Origin of the sequence: Undibacterium sp. CCC3.4, assembly GCF_034347425.1 — a bacterium.
Classification (GTDB): Bacteria; Pseudomonadota; Gammaproteobacteria; order Burkholderiales; family Burkholderiaceae_D; genus Undibacterium.
The window spans coordinates 3,611,788-3,633,080 of record NZ_CP133779.1 but is presented as its reverse complement, the minus strand read 5'-3'; the positions used below and the strand labels follow the sequence as shown (position 1 = coordinate 3,633,080).

17 protein-coding genes and 1 pseudogene are annotated in these 21,293 nt (G+C 50.7%); 3 read left to right on the top strand and 15 right to left on the bottom strand.

Features of this window, described 5'->3' with window-relative positions:
• The first annotated feature begins 12 nt into the window (after positions 1–12).
• The 3 genes from RHM61_RS16305 to RHM61_RS16295 all read left to right on the top strand — a co-directional run bounded on the left by RHM61_RS16305 (position 13) and on the right by RHM61_RS16295 (position 2,420).
• Complete coding sequence (locus RHM61_RS16305; RefSeq protein ID WP_322248345.1) at positions 13–1,101, top strand: DUF3800 domain-containing protein; 1,089 nt, start codon at positions 13–15, stop codon at positions 1,099–1,101.
• 72 nt (positions 1,102–1,173) lie between these two features.
• On the top strand, positions 1,174–2,085 hold the full coding sequence (locus RHM61_RS16300; protein WP_322248344.1) for a DUF6602 domain-containing protein: 912 nt from the start codon (positions 1,174–1,176) through the stop codon (positions 2,083–2,085).
• An 89-nt stretch (positions 2,086–2,174) separates the two neighbouring features.
• Positions 2,175–2,420, top strand: a complete 246-nt coding sequence (locus RHM61_RS16295; protein WP_322248343.1) for an ATP-dependent nuclease — start codon at positions 2,175–2,177, stop codon at positions 2,418–2,420.
• A 10-nt stretch (positions 2,421–2,430) separates the two neighbouring features.
• Here the strand turns inward: RHM61_RS16295 and RHM61_RS16290 are convergent.
• The 15 genes and pseudogenes from RHM61_RS16290 to RHM61_RS16220 form a co-directional block, all read right to left on the bottom strand.
• Positions 2,431–3,997 (bottom strand): annotated as a pseudogene (locus tag RHM61_RS16290) (IS3 family transposase).
• A gap of 230 nt (positions 3,998–4,227) precedes the next feature.
• A complete protein-coding gene (locus RHM61_RS16285; protein WP_322248342.1) occupies positions 4,228–5,148 on the bottom strand; it encodes a hypothetical protein in 921 nt (306 codons plus the stop codon).
• A gap of 581 nt (positions 5,149–5,729) precedes the next feature.
• Entirely contained in the window at positions 5,730–6,152 is a 423-nt protein-coding gene (locus RHM61_RS16280) for a hypothetical protein (RefSeq protein ID WP_322248341.1), read from the bottom strand.
• Positions 6,153–6,162: 10 nt separating this feature from the next.
• Positions 6,163–8,160, bottom strand: a complete 1,998-nt coding sequence (locus RHM61_RS16275; protein WP_322248340.1) for a hypothetical protein — start codon at positions 8,158–8,160, stop codon at positions 6,163–6,165.
• Between the two features lie 151 nt (positions 8,161–8,311).
• Positions 8,312–9,483 (bottom strand): IS3 family transposase gene (locus RHM61_RS16270; protein WP_322247403.1). Its coding sequence is split into 2 segments (ribosomal slippage): positions 8,312–9,219 and positions 9,219–9,483, totalling 1,173 coding nucleotides; the frame shifts between segments, so codons are not numbered across the junction.
• A 53-nt stretch (positions 9,484–9,536) separates the two neighbouring features.
• On the bottom strand, positions 9,537–10,919 hold the full coding sequence (locus RHM61_RS16265; protein WP_322248339.1) for a tyrosine-type recombinase/integrase: 1,383 nt from the start codon (positions 10,917–10,919) through the stop codon (positions 9,537–9,539).
• On the bottom strand, positions 10,916–12,109 hold the full coding sequence (locus tag RHM61_RS16260; RefSeq protein ID WP_322248338.1) for a site-specific integrase: 1,194 nt from the start codon (positions 12,107–12,109) through the stop codon (positions 10,916–10,918). Before RHM61_RS16260 ends, RHM61_RS16265 begins: the two co-directional genes overlap by 4 nt.
• Positions 12,110–12,518: 409 nt before the next feature.
• Positions 12,519–13,031 carry a hypothetical protein gene (locus RHM61_RS16255; RefSeq protein ID WP_322248337.1) on the bottom strand — a complete coding sequence of 171 codons (513 nt, stop codon included), beginning with the start codon at positions 13,029–13,031 and terminating at the stop codon, positions 12,519–12,521.
• A 162-nt stretch (positions 13,032–13,193) separates the two neighbouring features.
• A complete protein-coding gene (locus RHM61_RS16250) occupies positions 13,194–13,835 on the bottom strand; it encodes a hypothetical protein (RefSeq protein WP_322248336.1) in 642 nt (213 codons plus the stop codon).
• 50 nt (positions 13,836–13,885) lie between these two features.
• Positions 13,886–17,689 (bottom strand): pilus assembly protein, encoded by a 3,804-nt coding sequence (locus tag RHM61_RS16245; RefSeq protein WP_322248335.1) that lies wholly within the window; start codon positions 17,687–17,689, stop codon positions 13,886–13,888.
• Positions 17,690–17,729: 40 nt separating this feature from the next.
• Positions 17,730–18,347: a hypothetical protein gene (locus tag RHM61_RS16240; RefSeq protein ID WP_322248334.1), complete on the bottom strand. Its 618-nt coding sequence runs from the start codon at positions 18,345–18,347 to the stop codon at positions 17,730–17,732.
• Between the two features lie 3 nt (positions 18,348–18,350).
• A complete protein-coding gene (locus RHM61_RS16235) occupies positions 18,351–19,541 on the bottom strand; it encodes a PilW family protein (protein WP_322248333.1) in 1,191 nt (396 codons plus the stop codon).
• Positions 19,538–19,942 carry a type IV pilus modification PilV family protein gene (locus tag RHM61_RS16230; RefSeq protein ID WP_322248332.1) on the bottom strand — a complete coding sequence of 135 codons (405 nt, stop codon included), beginning with the start codon at positions 19,940–19,942 and terminating at the stop codon, positions 19,538–19,540. The genes RHM61_RS16235 and RHM61_RS16230 overlap by 4 nt, the downstream gene beginning before the upstream one ends.
• A gap of 7 nt (positions 19,943–19,949) precedes the next feature.
• The gene (locus RHM61_RS16225) at positions 19,950–20,549 is read right to left on the bottom strand and encodes a GspH/FimT family pseudopilin (RefSeq protein WP_322248331.1); all 600 of its coding nucleotides are present in this window, start codon (positions 20,547–20,549) and stop codon (positions 19,950–19,952) included.
• A complete protein-coding gene (locus RHM61_RS16220) occupies positions 20,543–21,007 on the bottom strand; it encodes a type IV pilin protein (RefSeq protein WP_322248330.1) in 465 nt (154 codons plus the stop codon). The genes RHM61_RS16225 and RHM61_RS16220 overlap by 7 nt, the downstream gene beginning before the upstream one ends.
• Positions 21,008–21,293: the final 286 nt, after the last annotated feature.

Here is a 21,293-nt window from a genome sequence, read left to right as displayed (position 1 = left end):
AGAGAGCCGGCCATGACCCTTTCGTTTTTCTTCGACGAGAGCGGGCACAGCGGCGATCTCGTCAAATCAGGCGTTGCCTACGATTTTCTAGATCAGCCGTTTTTTGTCTTGGTGGCGTTAGGCATCGAAGATGAGGCGCCGCTTGTGCAGCAGATCGAGGCGATGCGGCTCAGGCACAAGATACCGACAGGTGAACTGAAATCGAAGTCGCTCCAAAGCCAATCAGCTTTCGTTGCCGAGTTGCTCTCAGAAGTGCTCGACGCGGGGCTCCCGCTTTTCATTGAGGCTGTCGACAAGCGCTACTTCATTTGCATGAACTTGGTAAACCACCAATTGCTGCCGCCCGTGATGGGCTTTCCTGAAGGTCCGCAGCTGCATTTTCTGAAGAACGTCGCCGTCGACTTCCTGTACGACGAAGTCTCTGAGCACGTGCTGAATCGGTTTGTCGAGGCTTGTCTCTCTCCGTCCGATCATTCGCTGATGAGCTTGTTCGGAAGCCTAATGCTGTTTTCTGCGGGGGAATCCACGATGCCCCAGAATCAGGATATACGTGACGGCGTGCACCGCATGGTTATGGAAGCAGCAACGGAATACGGCGAGATGCGGAAGGCTGACCCCACGGCCTACCTGAGGTTTCTTCCTTCGCCCGATTTGAACAGGTACGGCAAACAGGTATGGATGCTTCCCAATCTGTCGTCGTTCACGAATATCTACGCTAGGATCAATCTGTTCCGTAGGAGAAAGCTAGCAGGCGTGCGTCTTGTACACGACCAGCAATTGGAGGTCGAAGAAATTCTGCGTGAGGCCAAACGCACGGCGGAGAGTATCAAGGATTCAGGCTTTGAGACATTCACACCCACTGCCGACTATATGTTTCATGAGCAGGCATCGCTTGAATTCGCGGCATCGCATGAGTCGGTAGGCATTCAGGCTGCCGATGTGATCGCAGGGACTGTGATGAGATTCTTTCGAGATATGCAGCGCAACCCGGAGAAAATTCATCCAGACGTCGATAGGTCGATGCGCGAGTTACGGAAGCGCTCCGATGAAATTACTGCATTTGGCTTGAACCAGGTCGTGCCGCGCCGTCACATGCTGTGAAATGTTTGTGATTAAGAACGATCTATTTGCTGGATAAAGCTCTTTATTTGAATAATTGGGGGGACCGGGGGAATGACGAAATCAGCCGTAGATGTTCGAGCCTTGCTTGCTGCTGCGGCCGACAGTATGTGGGCTACGTTCAAGGCAAGCGCAGCTAGCACTCGTCCTGATCATAAGGGTGGCCCGCGCGAGCAGCAAGTACGCCAGTTCCTCAAGGAGCGTCTTCCGCCTAAATGGGGTGTCACGCGCGGGCATGTATTTTTCACCGGTGATGCTACATCACAGGAGTTCGACGTGATTGTCTATGACGCACTAAATTGCCCAAGCTGGACACTGGATGGCAGTGACGATCCGCGGCGCCTGGTACCACTGGAGGCAGTGATCGGCATCATAGAAGTTAAGTCGACACTTGACGATCGTACTCTGAAATCCGCGATCGACAAGATCTCCGAGTTTGATTCGATTGTTGAGAACGGAGATATCGATAGTTCCTATCGCCCATTTCGCTATTTGTTTGCCTATAGACTTGATCGCGATGCCGATTTCGATGGTTGGGGTGGTCCGAACCGAATCCTCACTCGCTACGCGGGGGCACGCACTCAACCGGACGGTGTGTTTGTGCTGGACTCAGAATTTTCTGTCCTGACTGCACGACACAATATTGCTCGTTCGTTCGCGCTTCACCGCGGAGAAACCGTCGATGAAGTCCTTGCGAAAAGTTGGGATGTGCAAAAAGAGGAAATTCGTCGCGACATTGAGTTGGACCCGTCATACTGTCACGACTACTTCACTACTCGGGCAAGCGATGGGTTACTCCTCCTCTCATTCTTGACATTCGTGCTGGAATCGGCTTCGTCCTATCGAGTGCCCGAAATTGACTATGCAGATATTTTCTGTCGCTGGGGTGGGCCGATGTTGGGAGGATTGCTACACTTTCACGAACCGAGTGATTTTGATTTGTTAGCCGTTCCAATCAGGGAATAGGCGGTCAATTCATTCGAGCAGAATTTTGACTAAAAATATTTATATCTCGAAGACCCATCTCGCGGAGCTTCTTTCAATGAGGGAGACACATGAAAATAAGAAAAATCAGTATCCAGAACTTCAGGGGCATCAAGCAGTTGGAATGGAATTTACCTGATCAGAAAATATTTTGTCTGATCGGGAAGGGAGACTCTGCCAAGTCGACGATCCTTGAGGCAATCCGATGTGTCTTTAATCCCCAGTGGAACCTTGCATTCAACGACTCGGACTTCCATCTTTGTAAGACAGATAGCTTGATTCAAATCGCGGAGTTTTTCAAGCTAGTTGTCGCCTAAAAGTAAATTTTTATGCCGCCAGTTTCAGTTCTTGATATACGTCCTCATGATTTAATGCTTCCTTGTTAGTTTTGTCTGGATTTAAGTCAACAACGTTGGCGCGGTCCCAGTTACGAGTAGCACCGCTCCAGCGATTCGAGTTCCTCGCTTTTGCCGCCGCATACAATTGCTCACGTCGAATCAATAATTCCACATCCAGACCGGCATGGCGTTCAGCTGGCGTTACAAACTGAATGGCACTGTGCCGGTGTTCTTCGTTATACCAATGCATGAATGTAGTAACCCAATTCCTGGCTGCCAGGAGATCCTTAAATGGGCGACGTGGATATACTGGGCAGTACTTCAATGTTTTAAAAAAGCTTTCGGCGAACGGGTTGTCATTACTCACGGCAGGACGACTGAATGACGGCATGACGCCCAGCACCTGCAGCATGGCCAGCATCGTGGAGCCCTTCATCGGACTGCCGTTATCCGAATGAAGAACGACCTGATTTTGTGCGATTTTTTCTCGCACACAAATGTCCTTCATCACCTCGCTGGCCAGCGCGCTGCTTTCGGTTTCAAATACCTGCCAGCCGACCACTTTGCGACTAAATACATCGATGAACATATAGAGATAAAAATAGATGCCTCTGATCTCTGTCGGCAAATAGGTGATGTCCCAACAGTACAACTGGTTGGGCCCGGTTGCCTTAAAAGCACGTGGTTTGTTGCGGGGTTGCCTTGGCTTTTCTTCGCCACGGTGCACAAGCATATTTTTAGCCTTGAGTAAGCGATAGAACGTTGACTCCGATGCGACATAGATTCCATCATCAGCCAATCGCGGAACGATCTGGCTTGGCGGCAGATGGCCGTATTCCGGCGAGTTGGCAATGGCCAGAACCTGTTGTCGTTCCTCTGAACTAAGCTGATTCTGAGGTACCTGCACACGCCCTGTTCGCCGGTCTGCTTGCTCAGTCACCTGATCAATTTTCCAGCGCTGCAGCGTACGCTCGCTTAAATCAATTACGTCGCAGGCACGTTCCTGACGTGCGCCTGAAACCACCGCTTCAGCTACCAGTGTCAATACGTTATTGCGCTCCGGGATTGGGGTCATTACTCCTCGTCCTCCCAAAGCGCACGGAACTTTTTTGCAGAACCAGCAGTGCTGCCGCCTCCGCCAGAGCTTTGTCTTTCCGGGCCAGCTCACGCTTGAGTTTGACGTTTTCATCTTTCAGCGATTTAACTTCACCAGCTTTGGGTGCGGCCTCTTTACCGCTGGCGCAAAAAGCAGATTTCCAACTGGTTAAATTATGCGGGAATAAACCACGTTCACGGCACCATGCCTGAAGCTGCTCTCCCGCTAACGCATGGCTCTCATGCAGTGCCTGCAGTTGTTCTTCTACCGTCCAGTCGCTCGGTCGTTTTTCTTTTTCTGACGCCGGACTGCCCGCCAGTGCTGACTTCTTTTTCATCCAATATCTCAACGTGTGGTGATTCAAATTTAAATCAGTGGCCACTGACATGATTGTTCGGTCGCCACGGGAATAGGCCTTCTGTAATGCCTGCTCAATAAATGCAGCGGAATAGGTTGCCATTGTTGCCTCGCTCAATAAGTTAAAAAGAGAGGTAACAACCAGATTGAAGATCGCCGGTCATTTTAGCCGTATAACTTCAAAATCAAAAAGCAAACCTTAACGTCTTGAGGGAATGGGTTCCGCTGCGCTCCACCCATAAAACCCCGACTGCCTACGCCGGAAAAAGCTGGATAGATAATGCGAAAAACACAAACAAACAGACTTCAATGAGATCGGTTCAATTTAAAAAGTTACACGACAAGTAGTCTGACAGATGGGGGTACCGGCAGATCGAGTTCGCGGATGCAGCGTAGCTTTTCCTCATCAATGCCATGGGTAACAGTGACTTCGATTAATAAAGTCAGCGGCCAGGCTTGACTGTAGTTATCCTCAACATCCTCTTCAAACTCTCCGTCGACCATCGTCATGGTGCTGCCGTGGGAGTAGATCTGACGTCCACCAAGGGTGCCGATCACGTCGGGCACGATAGTGCCCAAGCGCCGCTCCAGTCGTATCTCATCCAACTTTAAGTCGCGGGAGGGTGTCATCCAGGACTTGCGAATTGTGTTCTCTTCCCAATCACTCCCGAACTCTTCAGGAGGGGCGCGATTGACCTCGATTTCCAAGCCGGGCGTCGTAATTGACGAAGTTTGCTCAAGAATGGCTTTGACTTCGCGATGGAGCAGAGTCTCGCGCCGCCAGCGTTGCATCGTCGTAGCGTCTACGTCGACTGGCAGATGCGCGCGGAATTCCGCTTCATCGGAGTCCTGCCAACCATCTAGGGCATCCCGCGAGGCCTGCGCGGCGGCTGCATCGCCCTTTACGGTCAGTGCTTGATCGTTCCAGTGGGCACACCACCGGATGTCTGGAAGGATTCGCAGTCGGGCGCGAATCTCCTCCGGTTCAAGCATCGCGATGGTCGGGTCAGAAAGCGACAGTGTGACAATGGCTCGTCCGAGGCCATCGCTTCCCGGCTCGTGTAGGCCAGTCAGGTCGACCAACAGCTCCCGACCATCGTCGAGCGTCAGCAATGCCGTCGCGTAGTCGCGCAATGCCGCGCCGACAACCGTGATGCGCTCGGCTGGTACCTCAACCCAGACTTCATAGCCCTTGCCGCTGAAGCCGGTGGCCGTGCGCGACATTCTCCGGCGTGGAAGCTCGATGATGCCCATCTCTAGCAAGTGTCGCGTGGCGGCAAGGCGTGCCGCGACTAAGGAGCAGTCATCTTTCTGTGCGCCAGCAGGATGTCGAAAATGTGCTGTGGGCCGTGTTCGCAAGGGCTGGCCCGCCATTACTGGAGTTAGCGCGAGGTTGCAAGCCGGGCAGGTGCATTTACATTGGCTTTGGACAACCTCGGGATCGTGAATATATCGCGGTTCGCCAGTCTGTGCATCGTGCGCCCACTTCAGCGGCACCGCTACGGCGTCGACCGACTCGTTTCGTCGAGTCGGTTGGCTGGAATTGATTTGCCAAGTGGACATGGGGCAGCCGGGGTAGGGTAATTGGATTGGAAAAAGGTGCCACGTAATAAGTTGTTAGGCATTACCGGAGCTGAAAAAGAGGGTTTCTGCTTTGCTGGCTAAGTGATCCATTGTCTATTGTGGCAATACATTTCCTCCAAATAAAGAAAAAATAGCTACTTTTTATCCGATCAGTGCTGTCCGGCACCTGTATCAATTGGTCAGAATTATGCAGCTAGAGTCACGATCGCTTGACTTGGAAAGGCGTCCTTGGATTCTGAATTCCAGACAGCTCACCCGATCAACTCGCGCCGGCTCTTTGCTAGCGGTTGCAATAGAAAGTCAACATCCCATCCTTTGGCCGTAGCGTTAGCCACTATACGACACATCAGTTCAAGATTGTTGTTCACCTTGGCCCGCAGCTCAACGTTTTCACGTTCGAGAACTTCTATTTTCTCTTCAAGTGACTTGCGCCTGATCGCTATTTCAGTACCAACTGAATTCAATGTGCGCTGCCGCGCAATTGCCGCGTGTATTTTTTCCTTACGCTGAGTCGTGTGTAATGTCGAACGGCTTCGAAGCCCCAGTCGTGCGGTAAGTACAGCGATAGATATTGGGGAGACCGCAACGCCATCGCTCAACATTAATGCCAACTCTCGATCCAACGCCTCATCAAGCAGATTTCCACGTGCGCGTTTATTTGTTTTCGATGTCATCAATACTTACCTATACGGAGCTTGTGCGCATCATTATCTTAGATTGCGTGCATCCGGGTGATTTTGGAAAGACCTTTATTTTCTTTTCTGTTGGGGTAATACCAATAGCAAGCGCTTTTTCAATGCCGGCAATCTTCCTTCGTTGCTCGTCAATCCACTTGTCGGAACCCGCGTCGCCATCGCATTCTTGAATCATTTTGTTCAAAATCTCGACATTGAGTTTTAATAGGTTTTTCAGATTAACTTGCTCTCGAGAGTCATCTGTTCTATGAAGGTGTCCGCAATTATCAAAACACTGAATGTGCTTTTGACAGGGTTCGCGTGAAAAATCGTTGGTGCAAATTCCCCAAAGTGTAACGTGGACTCCACCAGCATGAGTTTCAAGGAACTCTTGAGCTGTCACCGGATCATTCTGCTTCAATGATTTATATGTGTCAGTCAGCGCTCCTTGAATCTTTCCGTCCTCAATGCCAGACCGGAGGTAATTCACTTTTTCTTGATATGACGTGAATTCAACGAAAGAGCGGTGGGAGGCCAATTCCGTTGACAACGCGACGTGCTGGTAAAAAGCGTTTTGGGTAACGTCTTTCCTGCCCATCGCCAAAGCTTGCTGAATTTCTGTCATGCCGCCAAGTTTATACAGTGTATTTCGCCAATGGCGCGATTGATGCGTCCTCAAAGCAATTCGGCTGCCGTCGGCCTCAGTTAGATTACTTCGCTCAAATATAGACTGCACCACGGTATTGCCAAGGGCAGCGGAAATATCAGCGTAGGCCACAGCGGCCGGCAGCAAATAATTTACTGAATTGGTGCGCTCTTTAAATCTGAAATATCCCGAGAAGCCAATGCTCAACGTCTCATGCATCCTTAGAATCGGTACGCCGTTTTTTGATCGAAGCACGACTGGATCAGGGCGCCTTTCATAAAACTGAGCTTCCACTTCACCGGCAAGATATTCTGGATTTCCCCTTGTATTCGCTTTTGCCTTGATTCCAAAACGCCGCATCATTCCGTCTAAATGATACGACTCTGAAGTGTCTACAAAGCGATTGATGAATGATCGTGAAACATATTTTAGGGATTCAACATTCCATAGTCTCCCGGGATTATCATGCTGCCACTGTGCAACGTCCCGCGCTCGTTTTGTAAGGACTTTAAGGCGATCAATTGCCCGCTTTGCGAGCGGGACATCGGTATCAGCCAGCCAATGCGTGTGATATTCAAATCCTTTTTCTGGAAAATACCGGATGCCAAATTGGTAAATCGCTTTCCCGCTTGTTTCGTCAGTAACCACCTGTCCATCGGCACCAAGTAGGGGCTGAGAGACCCAGCAGTCCAGAGGAATTACAAGTGTTTCGTTGATTCGAGAACCAATCGCAATGTGAAGATCAATTGTCCGTAGAAGAATTTCTTCGCGATCGTTGATTGGATTATTTGTGCAGTAGGCAAACGCCTCCATTGCTTCTTTGCTTGGCAGTTTGGTCGAGAGTTCTTCGCGCTCCTTCTTTGGATCGTGCCGGAGACGTGGAGAAGGAGCCTTGATCGGATTGACGAAATCAATCGGAACCCCAGCTAGCTTATATTTATCAACCAAATTTGCAATCACAGCCATGACATTTGACGCGTCATACAGATTTTTATATTCTCTATTTTTCAGTTCCTGAATTACGCCATAAAAATGCTCACCACGTAGCTCCTCTGGATGAAAAAGACCTTGATCAACGAGCTGGCAAAAAAGGCGTCGCAAGGCAATTGAATAAGCTACGATCGCCGAATGGCTCGGGCGTTTTGCTTGAAAAATAGCAACTATGATTGCTTTTGCAAAGTCTATATATGGTGAGGGCAGTGCTTCCTTTGTATTTAGCTTCGTGAATGGAAGCAGTTGCGATTTTCCTGACATGCGAGTATTCAGCCAACCGCTTGTATCCCAGGTCGCTCCACTCCACTCAGGAGTCTCGCTGAGCAAGGAAAATATGGCGCGCTGTTCAGCAATGAACTGTTCAAACATCAATCTTTCCTCCTTTTTTGCTGGCACACAGTTTTTCTACGCGCACTGCAAATTCAATTGTCTGCTCCAGTTGCAGGACAACTTTGTTTTCCGAGAGATTGTGTGATTGATTCAACATGACCTGGATCTCAGTTCTCAAGGCTTGTAGTGGTCAAGTTATTTCGGACACATCAATAGGTTTTTTTGCTGCCATTTCTTTTTCGTAAATCATGGGCGGCAAATTGCCCAGCGTTGAATGCAATCGTAAGCAGTTATAAAAGCCTACGATGTATTCAATGATGTCTTTTGTGGCTTCCATTTGATTCGCGTAATCGCGTTGCCAGACACGCTCCATCTTTAAATTTAAGAAGAAGCGTTCCATCGCCGCGTTATCCCAGCAGTTTCCTTTACGGCTCATACTGCAAACAAGGCCATGTTGTTTGAGTAAATGTTGGTATTCATGACTGGCATATTGACTGCCACGGTCGGAATGCAAAATTAAACCCGCTGCCGGCTTACGTGCCTCAACCGCCATCCGTAGCGCCCGACAAACCAATTCAGCTGGCATCGTTGGCCCCATTGCCCAGCCTATGATTTTTCGTGAGAATAACTCCATCACGACCGCCAAATACAACCAGCCAGTACGCGTACGGACATAGGTAATATCGGAAGTCCAGGCGCGATTGGGCTCTGCTGGGTTGAACTGTCTATTGAGAATATTGCTCGCTATTGGTAAATCATGTTTGCTATCTGTCGTGTTGATAAATTTTCTCTTCCAGACGGTTTTGATCTGGGCTTCACGCATTAAGCGCCGTACTTTGTAGCGGCCAATGACGATGTTCTTGGCGTGCAGTGCACTGACCAGGCGACGGCTGCCATAACTGCGGCCACTGGCAGCGAATTCCGCTTTCAGATGCACGCTGGTGACACATATTGCGGTCATTTTTGTCTTTGCTTTTGCTGCGTAGTAGCCAGACCGGCTCGCTCCCAAGAGACGACACAGTTGTGCTACCGAGGCCTTCGTTTGCCAATGATCGACTAACTCGTAGATCATTTCATTTCGCGTGCAAAGAAGGCCGATGCTTTTTTTAACAGGTCATTGTCCGAACGCAGTAGACGGTTTTCTTGTTCGAGTTGGCGAATCCGTTGCAGCTCGGCAGACAGTGGTTTCCCTATGCCAGCCTGGCCACCTTGTTCAGCGCGATATTGTTCAACCCAGCGCCGCACGGCGGTTTCTCCAATACCCATATCTTTCACGATTTTAGCAACCGCTACGCCTTGATCCAGCACCATCCGGGCCACTTCAAGTTTAAAAGTAGCTTCGTATTTTTTATTCCCAGTCATCTTTATTTTCCTCGTTTAGGTAATTATTCCTCCTATTGAGGTGTCCGTAAACATTAGACCATTACAGCTGACACTACCTCATCGTGATCACCATTAATGAAAGGATGAAATTTTCTGCAGCTATAGCAAGAGTAGATTGGGTTCTTGTCGCAATGTGTGTCCGTATCGAGGCCGCAGGCGCCTATATTTCCTATATATCTAGTGGCGACGACGCCTTTAACTACAGCGTGGCCATCTTTTACATCTTTACTGTTGATCGGGGTGCCCGTCATTAAACCCATCAATTCTTTGTATGTTTCATTTTTCCCTAGCGCCCGTGTTTTTATGCGACCTATCTCAGGCGTCGCAGCCACATAATGCCGCGCAGCTATCTTCGTCGTATGGTCAAGTAGGTCTGAAATGAGGTCCCCAGGAGTACCTTGATCAGCGAGTTTTTGGGCCATGTTATGGCGTAGAAGGGTGCTCGTTCCGCTTTTCGCAACAGCGTATTCAAAAGTACCAGCAATAGCGAGTCGCACGGTATCAGTTTTGATGCGGCGGCCAGCCATTGTTAGGAATAGGGGAGTTTCGGGTTGACTCGTCTTTTGCCAGTAGGCCTCTTTTAGAAGAATCAGTTTTTTTATTTTCAAGGCGACACGTTCCGAAATTACTCGCTTTCGATAACTTGAAGAGTAATTGCCTTGTTTTAATCGAATGATTTTGAGATCGTAGTACGTAGACCCATTTGGTCCAACAGTTTCAGAGTAGTGGCCATGTTCAATGCCGGCGATTTGTTCGGGCCTGCATCCCAATTCCCAGCTAAGATGGGAAATAACGTTGTCTTGAAATGAAAAATAATCATCATCCGTGCCGAGCTCGTCTATCGCGCGAAGCAGCAAAATTTCCTCGGTTGGAGTAAGGACTTGGCTTCTCGACTTTACGGACAAATAGGGATCAAAGTAGGGGCTAGCAAGATCATCAAGCGATGACGCGATTTCAGACGAAAATCCTGGTATGCCCTTTAAAGCCGACCAGCGATAGAAAAGACGAAAGCTGAAAAATGCAGATCTATTGGATGTGCACAGGGTCAAAATTTCCTTAGCTGCGGAAAGGGACCAAGGAAAAGAATACTTGTTGATGAAATCCTGTATTGAAACGACGTTAATAAAATCACTTTCGGCAGTCTTAGGTGAACAGGACGACAAGCGGTACCAGATAAAGTGCCGGAAGACCGCCAATAGGGGGCCATCAAACTGACATTTCCGCCACTTGATAGAGCAATATCTGCTGTGCTGCCAGATATCGCCGCTGGTCTCTACAAAAATTTCATCTTCGTGATAACGTGTTCGAATACGCACTCGGCTCGGAACTTTTGGCCCAGCATTAGGTGCCATCTGTTCAGTCGGGAGAGATTCCGTTTCATGTGAATTGTCAAAATCAAAGAAACGCTGTTTCAAAATTGATCCTTTCGATTTATCTCATTCCACACTGCATTAATCCGTCGCCGATTGTGTTCATTCGCTTGCGCGGATATCCATTTCGCGGCATAGCGTAATGGCATTTTGGAGGTCAAATTCCAACCGCAGATTTGTCTGAGCTCATCCAGAGCGGAGTCAAGAACCGCACCGTTGTCGTCCACGCGCCATTCCAAATAGTTATTGCAGAACGTATTTCTGAGGATGTGCGGGTGGAAAGGAACATCTGACTGCCGAAATAGATGGGCATGCACTACATCAAATAAATAGTTCACTGCCGACAAGGAAAGTGGTGTTCCACGCTCAGATGTTAGTAGGAACTGATGTTTGAGCACTATGCGGCGCTTGTTTCTGGTCGGCCGGCGCGCAGTCAATATGTACTGCTCGATATCGGAAAATAGTGCCGTACTAATACTGACAGTGCGCGAAAGAGTTTTTTGTGCTGGCTGAACTGCTCGACTGTCGGTCGGGTCATCGGGTTCGCGCCGTATCACCAAATAGAATTTTCCATCGATCTCGTGAAGGTCCGTAGTTTTCAGCTTCAAGAGCTCGCCGCGGCGCATGCCTGTTTCGAGCAGAACGTTGACGACAATCCAGTTGCGAAGCCTGGCGGTATTGCGGAATGGATTGCCTGGGGCATTAAAAAACATTAATGATTTGACTCGCTCGACTTGGCTAGAGTCAAGGCCTTTGACATCGACTTCAGTCTTACCACCCAAGGTCAAGGCTTCAAATTTCCAGTGGATTTTATTTTTGATGTCGGCTATTTGCTGACGCAAGCTCGATTCTGTTTCTGACTGACTCGGGTATCTTTCAGCAGCCCACAAAAGGAAGTGCCTGAGGCTTGCAAGGTATTCGTTATAAGTTCTTGGATGTAGCCAATCTGCAGGCTCGGACCGGCCAATTCGGCCGACAACATTTAGGGCAACACGGCCTGACCTAAGCCAATAGGCAAATTGGTCGAGGTGTCCTGAGATTTTTTCAATGCGGCCTGCAAAAATTTGGGCATCAATATTTAAGCCAAGCGACATTTCTGCCCATTCGTATAGCCATTTAAGAACTGAAACGTCGCGGCGGATCGTGTTTACAGATTTATGACGCCGGCGCAGCATCAAGTAAATCAAAGGAAGTAAAACTGGTTGCGCGGAGTCCGACCAACAAAGGAGAGGCATTTGCTCTCCAGATTCGAAACGAACGGTTTGAACGATGTATGGCAACTTGTGACCCAGCAGCGCAAAGCCGCTAGGATACTAGGGTTTAAACCGTAACAAAAGGGCTAGATCTATAAATAAGCTTTCTTTTCAGTTATGAACAGGGAGGACTTTAGATATTCGTTTCCAGAGGGGGCGCTCAATACAGCCAATCAAAGCAATTATGAACATCTACAACTTGGGTCGTCGTTTAACATAATATAAATTATGCGAAATTGAAGGTGTACCTACACAGGGGGCAAAAGATGCTGAAAATGGCGATCACTTGGATGAAATTAAGCATCTTACGTAAGCTGTTGATTCGGAGTTGGTCACACATTGCCACGCGCAAGGGGATAAATTGCATGGCAACAGTGCACGCCGTTTATCCTTACCAGTAACCGTAGTGATACGCGCCGTCGGTTTGTTGTCGGTCGATTAATGCCCAAGTTGGACCATGCGGCAATTCGCTGCCACGTACCAGCCACACCCAGTAATCTTGCAAGGTTTCACCGTACTCCGGCCAATACAAGTGGGCCGCTTCGTTGTCATCGTCGGCCAGATAGACCAAAGAGAAAGTCAGATCGGCGCTGTCTCTGAGCATGGTGATGATGGCCGAGCGCACTTGCTCGGTACTCGGCTCGTCGTCGAGGCCGAAAGCACTGGGATACGAGCGCACCACTTTGTATAAGGTATCGTCGCTGTTGTCGGCGGCATCCATGGCCGGGTCCCACAGCGATGGCACGATTAGCTCAAAGGCTTGCAGTGAAGTGAGTACATTGGTGTCGATCGCTTCTTGTCGGTCCAATTCGTCTGCATCAATGTACAAACTGGCATGCCCCAGTCCTAGATTTTCCAAGATGCGTTGAAACTCAAGCCGACGGTGTTCGGGTAGTTGCTTCATATTGAAACTCCTCTCTGTGATGTCGCTCCCCCTGTGGCTTCATCATAGCTGGGCCGAAAAAAGTTCAGTAAGTTATTTCTGTAAGAATTTTCTGAAAATACCGATCCTAGGCCAAGCTTTCCGAAAAATGCAGTCGCTTTGTTTCAAACCGACCAAGGATGTTCAAGGTAGCCCACTGCCCTCCACTTCAGCCACATGCAATTCCAAGTCGAGGTAAGAGGCACTGTCCTTGCCGTTGAGGCGAGCTGGAATGAAGCGCGTGGCTTTCAATATCCCCTCGATCTGATCAAGACTGCCCGGCCGCAAGCCGTTGGTGCGTAAAAACAGCACGCGTATGACTTGACCATTCTGATCGACATAGATGCGCGCCTTCAAGGGCGATGGTGAGTCGACCAGATCGGTGAGCGCCGCGAAATCCGGTTCTGACACCGGCATGGCCGACCAATCCATTTGATTCGACGGTAAAAATGAGGCCAAGGCTTGCTCATTGCCCCCGACTGCCCTTGGTTTGGTGAGGAACATCGGTACGGCTGCGCCGAGTTCTCCGGCACCACGATGGCTAAGACCAGGCTGCGGCGGCTGTGGCAAAGCTGTTGGCGCATTATTAAGCGTACTCAGCTTGGCTGGTCGGGCATTGCCAAAGCCAACATACACGGTCATGGGACGGGCCGACAGATTTTCGCGCGTAGGCTGATCCGTTAGCTTGGCGTCGAGCGCACAAATAATCACACCAGCGTGCACTGCCAGGGTAAGGACACATGCCAGCAGTCGGCTGTTCAGACGCGGCAATTTTGTCAGGCACACAAAATTGCCGGGTTTTTGATATCGAAACAGACTACACATGCAGGTAGCGATCAATCCGCAGTTGGTAATTCACGCCAGTTGACTGATCTAAAATTAACCGGTGCTTCCGTAACAGATTGCACCGTGGTTGGTGCTGGTAAGCCGGAACCGTTGCCGACACTCTGAGTGCCGATTTGCAGCCTCAGATGGCCGGCAACATTGTAAAACTGAATGTTACTGATCACCGATGAGGCCACTGACACGACTGAGCGTCCGGTCGCATCGACCAAGGCAGTGATGCCGGTCGCGAAATTGACTGCATAGACTGCGCCGGTACCGGATGGGTTACAGACATCGCCGTTCGGCGTGGTCGAAGCAAATGCCACGAAGCCATTGGTGCTGGTAGGGTTGATAATAATGCGTTCGGCCACGCCGTTACCGCTGCTGACACCGAGGTCATAGTACCAGCCCATAGGATTCGCCGGTGCCGTGCCTATGCCGCTTAACAGATTGGTATTGGCCACCATATTACTGCGTTGAATCGGGAAAACTACACCGCTTGGTAAGGTGGTCGTCGTGTAAAATTTCGTGGCGTTACCATCAGCGATGGCATAAAAGCTTTGGATATTCGGGCTGGCAATATCTTGGCTTGCCAGCAAACGCCCGGTGCCGATCAAGACATAGCGCTTGAAGGCACCCGGTTGAACTTCAATCAAGGGGCGCGTCGTTACCGGTTGTACATTACCTCTGCTATCCTTGAGTACGGCAAGTTGAGTCGGTGCCGCATAGGTGCCCGTGCTGGTGGTCAGGTCAACACGCCATACATTGCCCAGCAAATCGCCGGCGTAGATCGCATCGGCCGTGCTGTCACTGAAATTATTAACGAAGGCCGTCGCATAGGTCAGGCCAGTTTGGTTAGTGGCACTGCCGGTGCCGGTGGCGACGGCTTCGAGCAATACGCCGGTTTTGGGGTTGACGAAAAACAGGTAGCCATTGCCATCGCTGTTGTTATAGCCCGAGGTGAAGATCACGGTCCAGCCGTATTTCTTGGTTTTCACCACCACCGGCGGGCCATACGAATAGCCCATGCGGCTATCGGTAAATTCCCACAATACTTTACCAGAAAGTACGGTTTCAGTGGTCCAACTGGCAGGATCGGTAACATCGATCGCATAATAGCCTTTGCCGCCCTTGCCCAGTCCGCCTATGAGTACCGAACTCCACGCCGCGCTGCTGTCGCTGCTTTGGTAAGTGGCATTGAGATCGATATCAAAGGCTTGTTGTAAACCATCGACGAAATAATGATGGACGAAGCTGCTGCTGCCGAGCGACGCCAAGCCAGTGAGCGGTGCGCTGGTACTGCTACCGTAAAGAAAGCTGGGAATATACGCAAACATTTCCGTGCCACCGGCGAGCGAACCATCGAAAGCATGCAACATACCGTCATTGGCACCAACATAGGCAACGGTCTTGCGATTGGCATACAAGGTCTTGAACGCTTTGTAACCAGGGTTGGCACTTTCTGAAAAGCCGCTATCAGGTGGGCCGACCGCTGCCACCTTAGAGCCGACTATATCGCCAAGCAATGCGGCACGCGTGCGGTAAACTCCATTGGTTTGACCGATTTCCAAAGTTTGGCTGCCACGTAAATAAGCCAGATAATTAGGCGACGATTGCGAGGCAGTCGGCACGCCGGGAACCGTGGCAAAGGTCGCGTAGTTGCTCGGGTTGGAATTCAACAAATTACTGGCTTGAAATGGAAAGGCGGCACCGGCTGTGGTGCAGCAAGTCACAATTTTTCGTGTCGACGTTGAGGTTAACAAACTCTGTGCAAACCAGTTGGTAACACTGCTGGCATTACCGGAACTGTCGTAGGTAATCGTGCTGGCCAAAAGATTGCCGGTCCAGTTAGAGGAGCTGTATTCGGACGCGTAACTGATATTATTGGCGGCGGTCAGCTTGGTGGAAACAGTCGAAAACGCCGTGGTCGAGCCGGAAATATTACTGGCGATACTGGCAAAGGCGTTAGTTAATCCGGCAACCATTTTATCGGCTTGACCACCACTGAAGTAGTTATCCGGGCGACTATTACTGCCTAGGGTATCGGTATTGGTATGCCACATGGTGGTGGTCAAGGGCGTGGTGCCGCCGCCTATCGTCAGCAAGTTTTTAGCATTGCTGCTTGCATACGGCTGAAACCCACTGGGGATGATGAAGCCGCCGTATTTCGCTGCCAGATAATACTGATTATTATTCGAATAGTTTTGATTTTCCAGCACGTCGATCCAGTAGGTCGAGACGGTCTGTATTAAAGTTTTCGGGGTAGTACCGTCGCTGTTGGGGAAATCATTCGGACGCATGTCTTTGACATGCGAATCATAGGCCAAGCCGGCGATGAAATTGGTCGCGTTATCGCCTCTCAACGCGGTCGTCGTAATGCCTTCCAAAGTGCCAACCATGGCGGTCGCCGTTTGCACATTGACCGTGGTGTCGACCGGCTTATCGGCGATCCTTTCATAACTGGAGGTCAGCGTACTTCCAGGTAAGTTTGCATCGGCATGGGTATTGACGTCACCAATACCAACGATGAAGTTTTTCTGGCATGAGTACAAAATCGGGTCATTCCATGCAGTAATGACAGGGAAGCCATCGATCATTGCCGCTGTCGCACCACTGGTGTAGGCAGTGACATTGCCGAGATTTTTAAAATAGCGTATGCCGGCGTAAAACAGTTCGCTGACCGGATCGTAAATTTTATAGGTATGTGCCGCTTGTCCGAATTGATTGAGGTAATTCATGACCCCACTCTTGGTAACAGCAGAATTGGTGGCATCCGTCGGGTTGGGATTAGCGATAAAAGTGCCATCGGTGGCACTCCACTCGGCCATGGTGTTGCTGATGCTCGGTGCCCCCGGTACCGGCTGGGTCGGCGCAATGTATTTCATATTAGCGCGCAAAACGCCGCCATCGCGGTTAATAGAACCGTCATTGAGGTAGCCGAAGGCGGCATAACGCATCTTCTGCGCATACTGTTGCATCAAGCCTTCCGGTTTGGCACCGTTGCCATAGCTGATACAGTTGGCTTCGAGATTGACAGTCGTGTCACACACCCGCACGCGCACGTTGAGTGCATAGGTCGCGTTGGTGTTGGCCGGATTCGTTGTGCTGAGTGAACTTTGGCCGGAATACGCCGTGGTACCGGCGGCGTTGACGCTATCGAGCGAGCCGGCCGAGATATTCGAAACCCAAATTTGATTGCCCGCGCCCCAGACACGCGAAGTCACGCTGGCCCAAGTAAATGGCGTCGCACCCGAGACATCGCTGGCCGGGTTGCCCGACTTAGGAATGGTTTTGGTCGGTGTTTCGCCCGAACCACCCTGCCCCGAAGCCCAAGCACGTTCGAGTACCGTGGTCGAGGCTGTGTCGGTGGAGCGAAAACCGCCCGTCAAAGCCCAGCGGAAAGTGTCGATGGTTTGCATGCCAGCCCAATTGAGCCAGTTACCACTCCACAGCGAGACAGTTCTGGTGGTGGTGCAGGCGTGGCTAGTGGCCGCTGAATAAGATTGAAAATACGGAGTTTCCGGCGCCGTCACCACAGCTTGATAGGTGTAGCATTTGGCGGGATCGAAATAACCGAGATAATTGGTCGCCGGGCTATACGGATTGGTATTGTAGGGATAGGCCCAGCTCAGCGCCGTCGGATATTCTACCGACAGCGAGAGCAGCAAGTTGCCCGGCACGGCGATCGAGGTAAACAGCGGCTGATCCCCCAAGGCGACTTGGGCATGGGCTGCCAGCGGCGTCAGCAGCGAAGAGAGCGCGAATGCGCCGAACAAGATCTGCGGCAAACGTGTCAATAATGCAGGCTGCTTCATGGTGAATTCCTTTGCGTGGCGGCGGACAGATGCTGACATCTTATAAAGTGGATAAAGTCGACTGCATATAGCTTTGGGTATTTCTCGGGCCGCTGACACGGATGCTGACCCGATAAATCACCGAGCCACTTGGCACAATAGGTTGAATGTTTGCGCTCGCCGCTTGCGGCGCGGAGGTAGATCCGAGTACACAGTTGGCCGTGCTGGTGCTTCCGCTTAAATTGCACAAGCGGTCGATCACGTAACGAATCGTCACGCCACTGGTGTTGTCGACGATGTCACTGCCGGTCATGGTCCACAAACTGTCGTCGGTGAGCATCAGCGGCAAACCGCGTGCATCCGACGCTAAGATCGTTGCCGAGTAATTGCTGCTTGCCAAGCTGGTCAGACGCAAGGTATCGCTGCCCAGGGTACCACCGGCCAACAGTGCCGTGCGCGCCGCGGCGATGCCCCGCTCACCTTGGTTGATTAAATCGCGCTTGAAGGCCAAATTACCGGCTAACAATAAGCTCGTATCGAACGAACGCACCAAGGCTATGCCGCTGATCATCAGTATCACCAGTGCAATCAAGGTGACGAATAAAATGATCCCGCGCTGCCGCACCATGCTGCCGCGGGCCATGACCTGTGTGCCAAAATGAGGGGTGACGTGATTCATGGCTCAGTTCAGAAATAAAGAGTTACGTAAGGGTATCGTCAACTCAACGGTACGGTAGCGGTAATTCTGTTCGGCAGCAGTGAGCGTGCGGGTGTAGGTGACTGTCGGGCCAAGATCAGAAAACAGCTTAATCGGGCCAGTCGTGGCCGGCGGTGTGCTGGCTTTTTCCGGCAGTGAAGTGCGCGTGATGAAGCCTACGCGTATCGCTTTAATCGTGACCAAGGTCTTGGTACTTGGGGCACTGCCGTTTTCCAAAGTCAGATAATCGAAGCCGGCGGCTGCCGGATCTACCCAAGTATCAAGAAGGCCGCCACCAGCGGCAGAGGCAACGCCATACAAAGCATGCATTTCAAAAATACCATCGGCAATCGCCAATGGTGTATTCAAGGTCCCGCCTTGTAATAAATCGTATTGAAATAAAGTGTTATTATTGCCAACACCAAACATTTGGAAGTTCGGCAGATTACCGGTGGCATTGCCCAAGTTCATAGCGATAGCCGTGCCGGGCAAGCTGGAAATTGAGTTGCCGGCTATCGTATCGGAATAAAAACTGCCGGCCATAGGTAAAGTCGTCACACCGACTGCCGTAGTGAAGGCGGCATCGACTTGCGAGAGAAAACATGGTGTACCGGCACTTTGGTCCATCAATAGTATGAGGTCATTGGCATTGAATGCGACGGTATTGATCAAGCTTAAATTATTAGACACAGGAATACTATTGAAGGCGGTCGGCACTTCGCCATAGCCAGCAGTGCCCGACATCATGATGATCACGTCCGATTTGCTGCCACTCATGTTCGGTGTCGTGGCATCTTTAGCGATGATCAAGGGCGCGAGTCTGAAATTACCGGTCAAAGCGGTGTTGAGTGCCGCAAACGGTGCGGCCATGGTGCCGGTGAACGGCAAAATTTGATTGCCCGACAAGGCGGCGCGCAATGGGCAGCCGAACACGGTTTGGTAATTTTGTGAAATTCCGGAACCGGCAGCACGTAAGGATTTTTCCAACTGATACATGGCATAGTTGCCGGCTTGATTGATGTCATTGACCGACGTTAAAGTGCGCTTTTTTCCTTCGCTGGTCGATAAAATGCCGAAAATCGCCAGTGACATCATCAAAACCAGCACGATCACCACCATCAGCTCGACCAAGGAGAAGCCGTTAGCGGATTTTCTATTGCGTATAAGCTTAATCATGGCAAGGCATTGAGCTGGGTAATGTACTGGCTGGCAGGATCGCCGGGTTTACGGTTAGGTGAACTCCAGGTAATCGTAACGGTGACGACATTATTGGCGTCCGGTGCGCTGATGGCACCTGTGCCGGAGGGCAAGCCGGTGGCGGCATTGTTGGCTACTTGAGTTTGCCAGGCCGTAACGATTGCCGTTGGCAGCGAGCTGGTGTTTTGCGTCCACATGGCAGTAATAATTTCATTGGCCAAGACGGATGCGCGATTGCGGTCTTCGGCATCGTAGGATGTTTTGGTAGCCACGGCTTGCAAGCCGATCAAGCCCAGCACGGCAACGGAAAAAATCACCAGTGACACCAAGACTTCGATAAGCAGCATGCCCTGTTGTTTTTTGCTTGCGATCTTGAGCATAGTCATCTCAACACCCGTCCGGATTGGTGGTCGAGAGAGTGCGACTGGCATCGCACATGCGCACTTTCCCCCCCATAGCCACTTGAACATTAAACGTGCGGTCGGTGACGTTGGCGCTTGTGCTGGTAACGGCATAATTGGCTGTGGTGGCCGCGCACGTCATACCGAAAGCGGTGGTCACCGCGGCAGCACTGTTTGTCGTGATGCGTCCTTGAGAATTGAAGCAAATCAGTGCCGGCCCGGTGACACTCATGCCGGCAGTCAGTGAGCCCGTCGAGGAACCTTGCACGTAAGGCGTATTCACCGTTTCACCGGCCACAATCGGCAGCACTTGAATATACCAGTTACGGCCATTGGCTACCGCCGCCACATTGGCAGCCGGAGCGGCATTTGTCAGGACGAAAGCGACTTGGCGATTGCGCCTGACGGCTTCGGCTTGCGCCGCGCGCACGCCATTTTGTATGGCTTCTGCCAGGCTGCGCGCTTTGGCATTGGCGGTCCAAGTAGTAAATACCGATTGGCCAAGAAACATCAGTATCGACATCAGCGATACTGTGATCAAGACTTCAATGATCGTGAAGCCGCGCAGCTTAGCCGCTCTCAGCATGTGGCACCCTTTTTCATCAGCCAACAGGTGGTGCCGGTGGTGCTGCCCCAGACTGCGCCGGTGCTGGAACTCTGTACATTTGCATTGGTCACCGAGTAGCTGAAATTGGCGGTCGAGGTAGCGGCCACGCCGGCGGCTCGAATGGTGTAGGTCGTGGCGGTCAAGGGTTGACAGGTTAAGGCAAAATATTTCAAAGTCGGCAGGCTGTTGCAGGGGGAGATAATGGTAGTGCCGACATTGAGATAGGTGCGATTATCTTGGTAATACTGTTCCATCGAAGCGCGCACGGAACTCAGACTGTTAGTCGCCTCGACGATTTTTCCGCGCAACAGAAAATCGGTATAGTTGGGGATGGCAATGGCAGACAAGATCGCGACGATGGCGACCACGATCATCAGTTCAATCAGGGTAAAGCCGGACGATCGGTAAGCGACTGCTTGATCTGATTTAGCTTGCATTACAGTTTCTCCGCGCCCCAGTGGGGAATGATGTGTTGAACAATGGCCATAGAACATTTTTATTATCTGAGCACCATAGAGATGACACTCTTTGATTCTATGATGTTGCAGCCCTTAGCGTAATTGTACTAAAGCACTAGAACATTAAAAACAATGGAATGGCAAAATTTCATCAAATATTGTCACATCAACAGTATCGATGGACACGGCTTGAACGTCCAATAACAAAACTTGCGCATTGCATCACATCATAAGCCAAGACATGTCTCCACGCAGCAATAAGCTT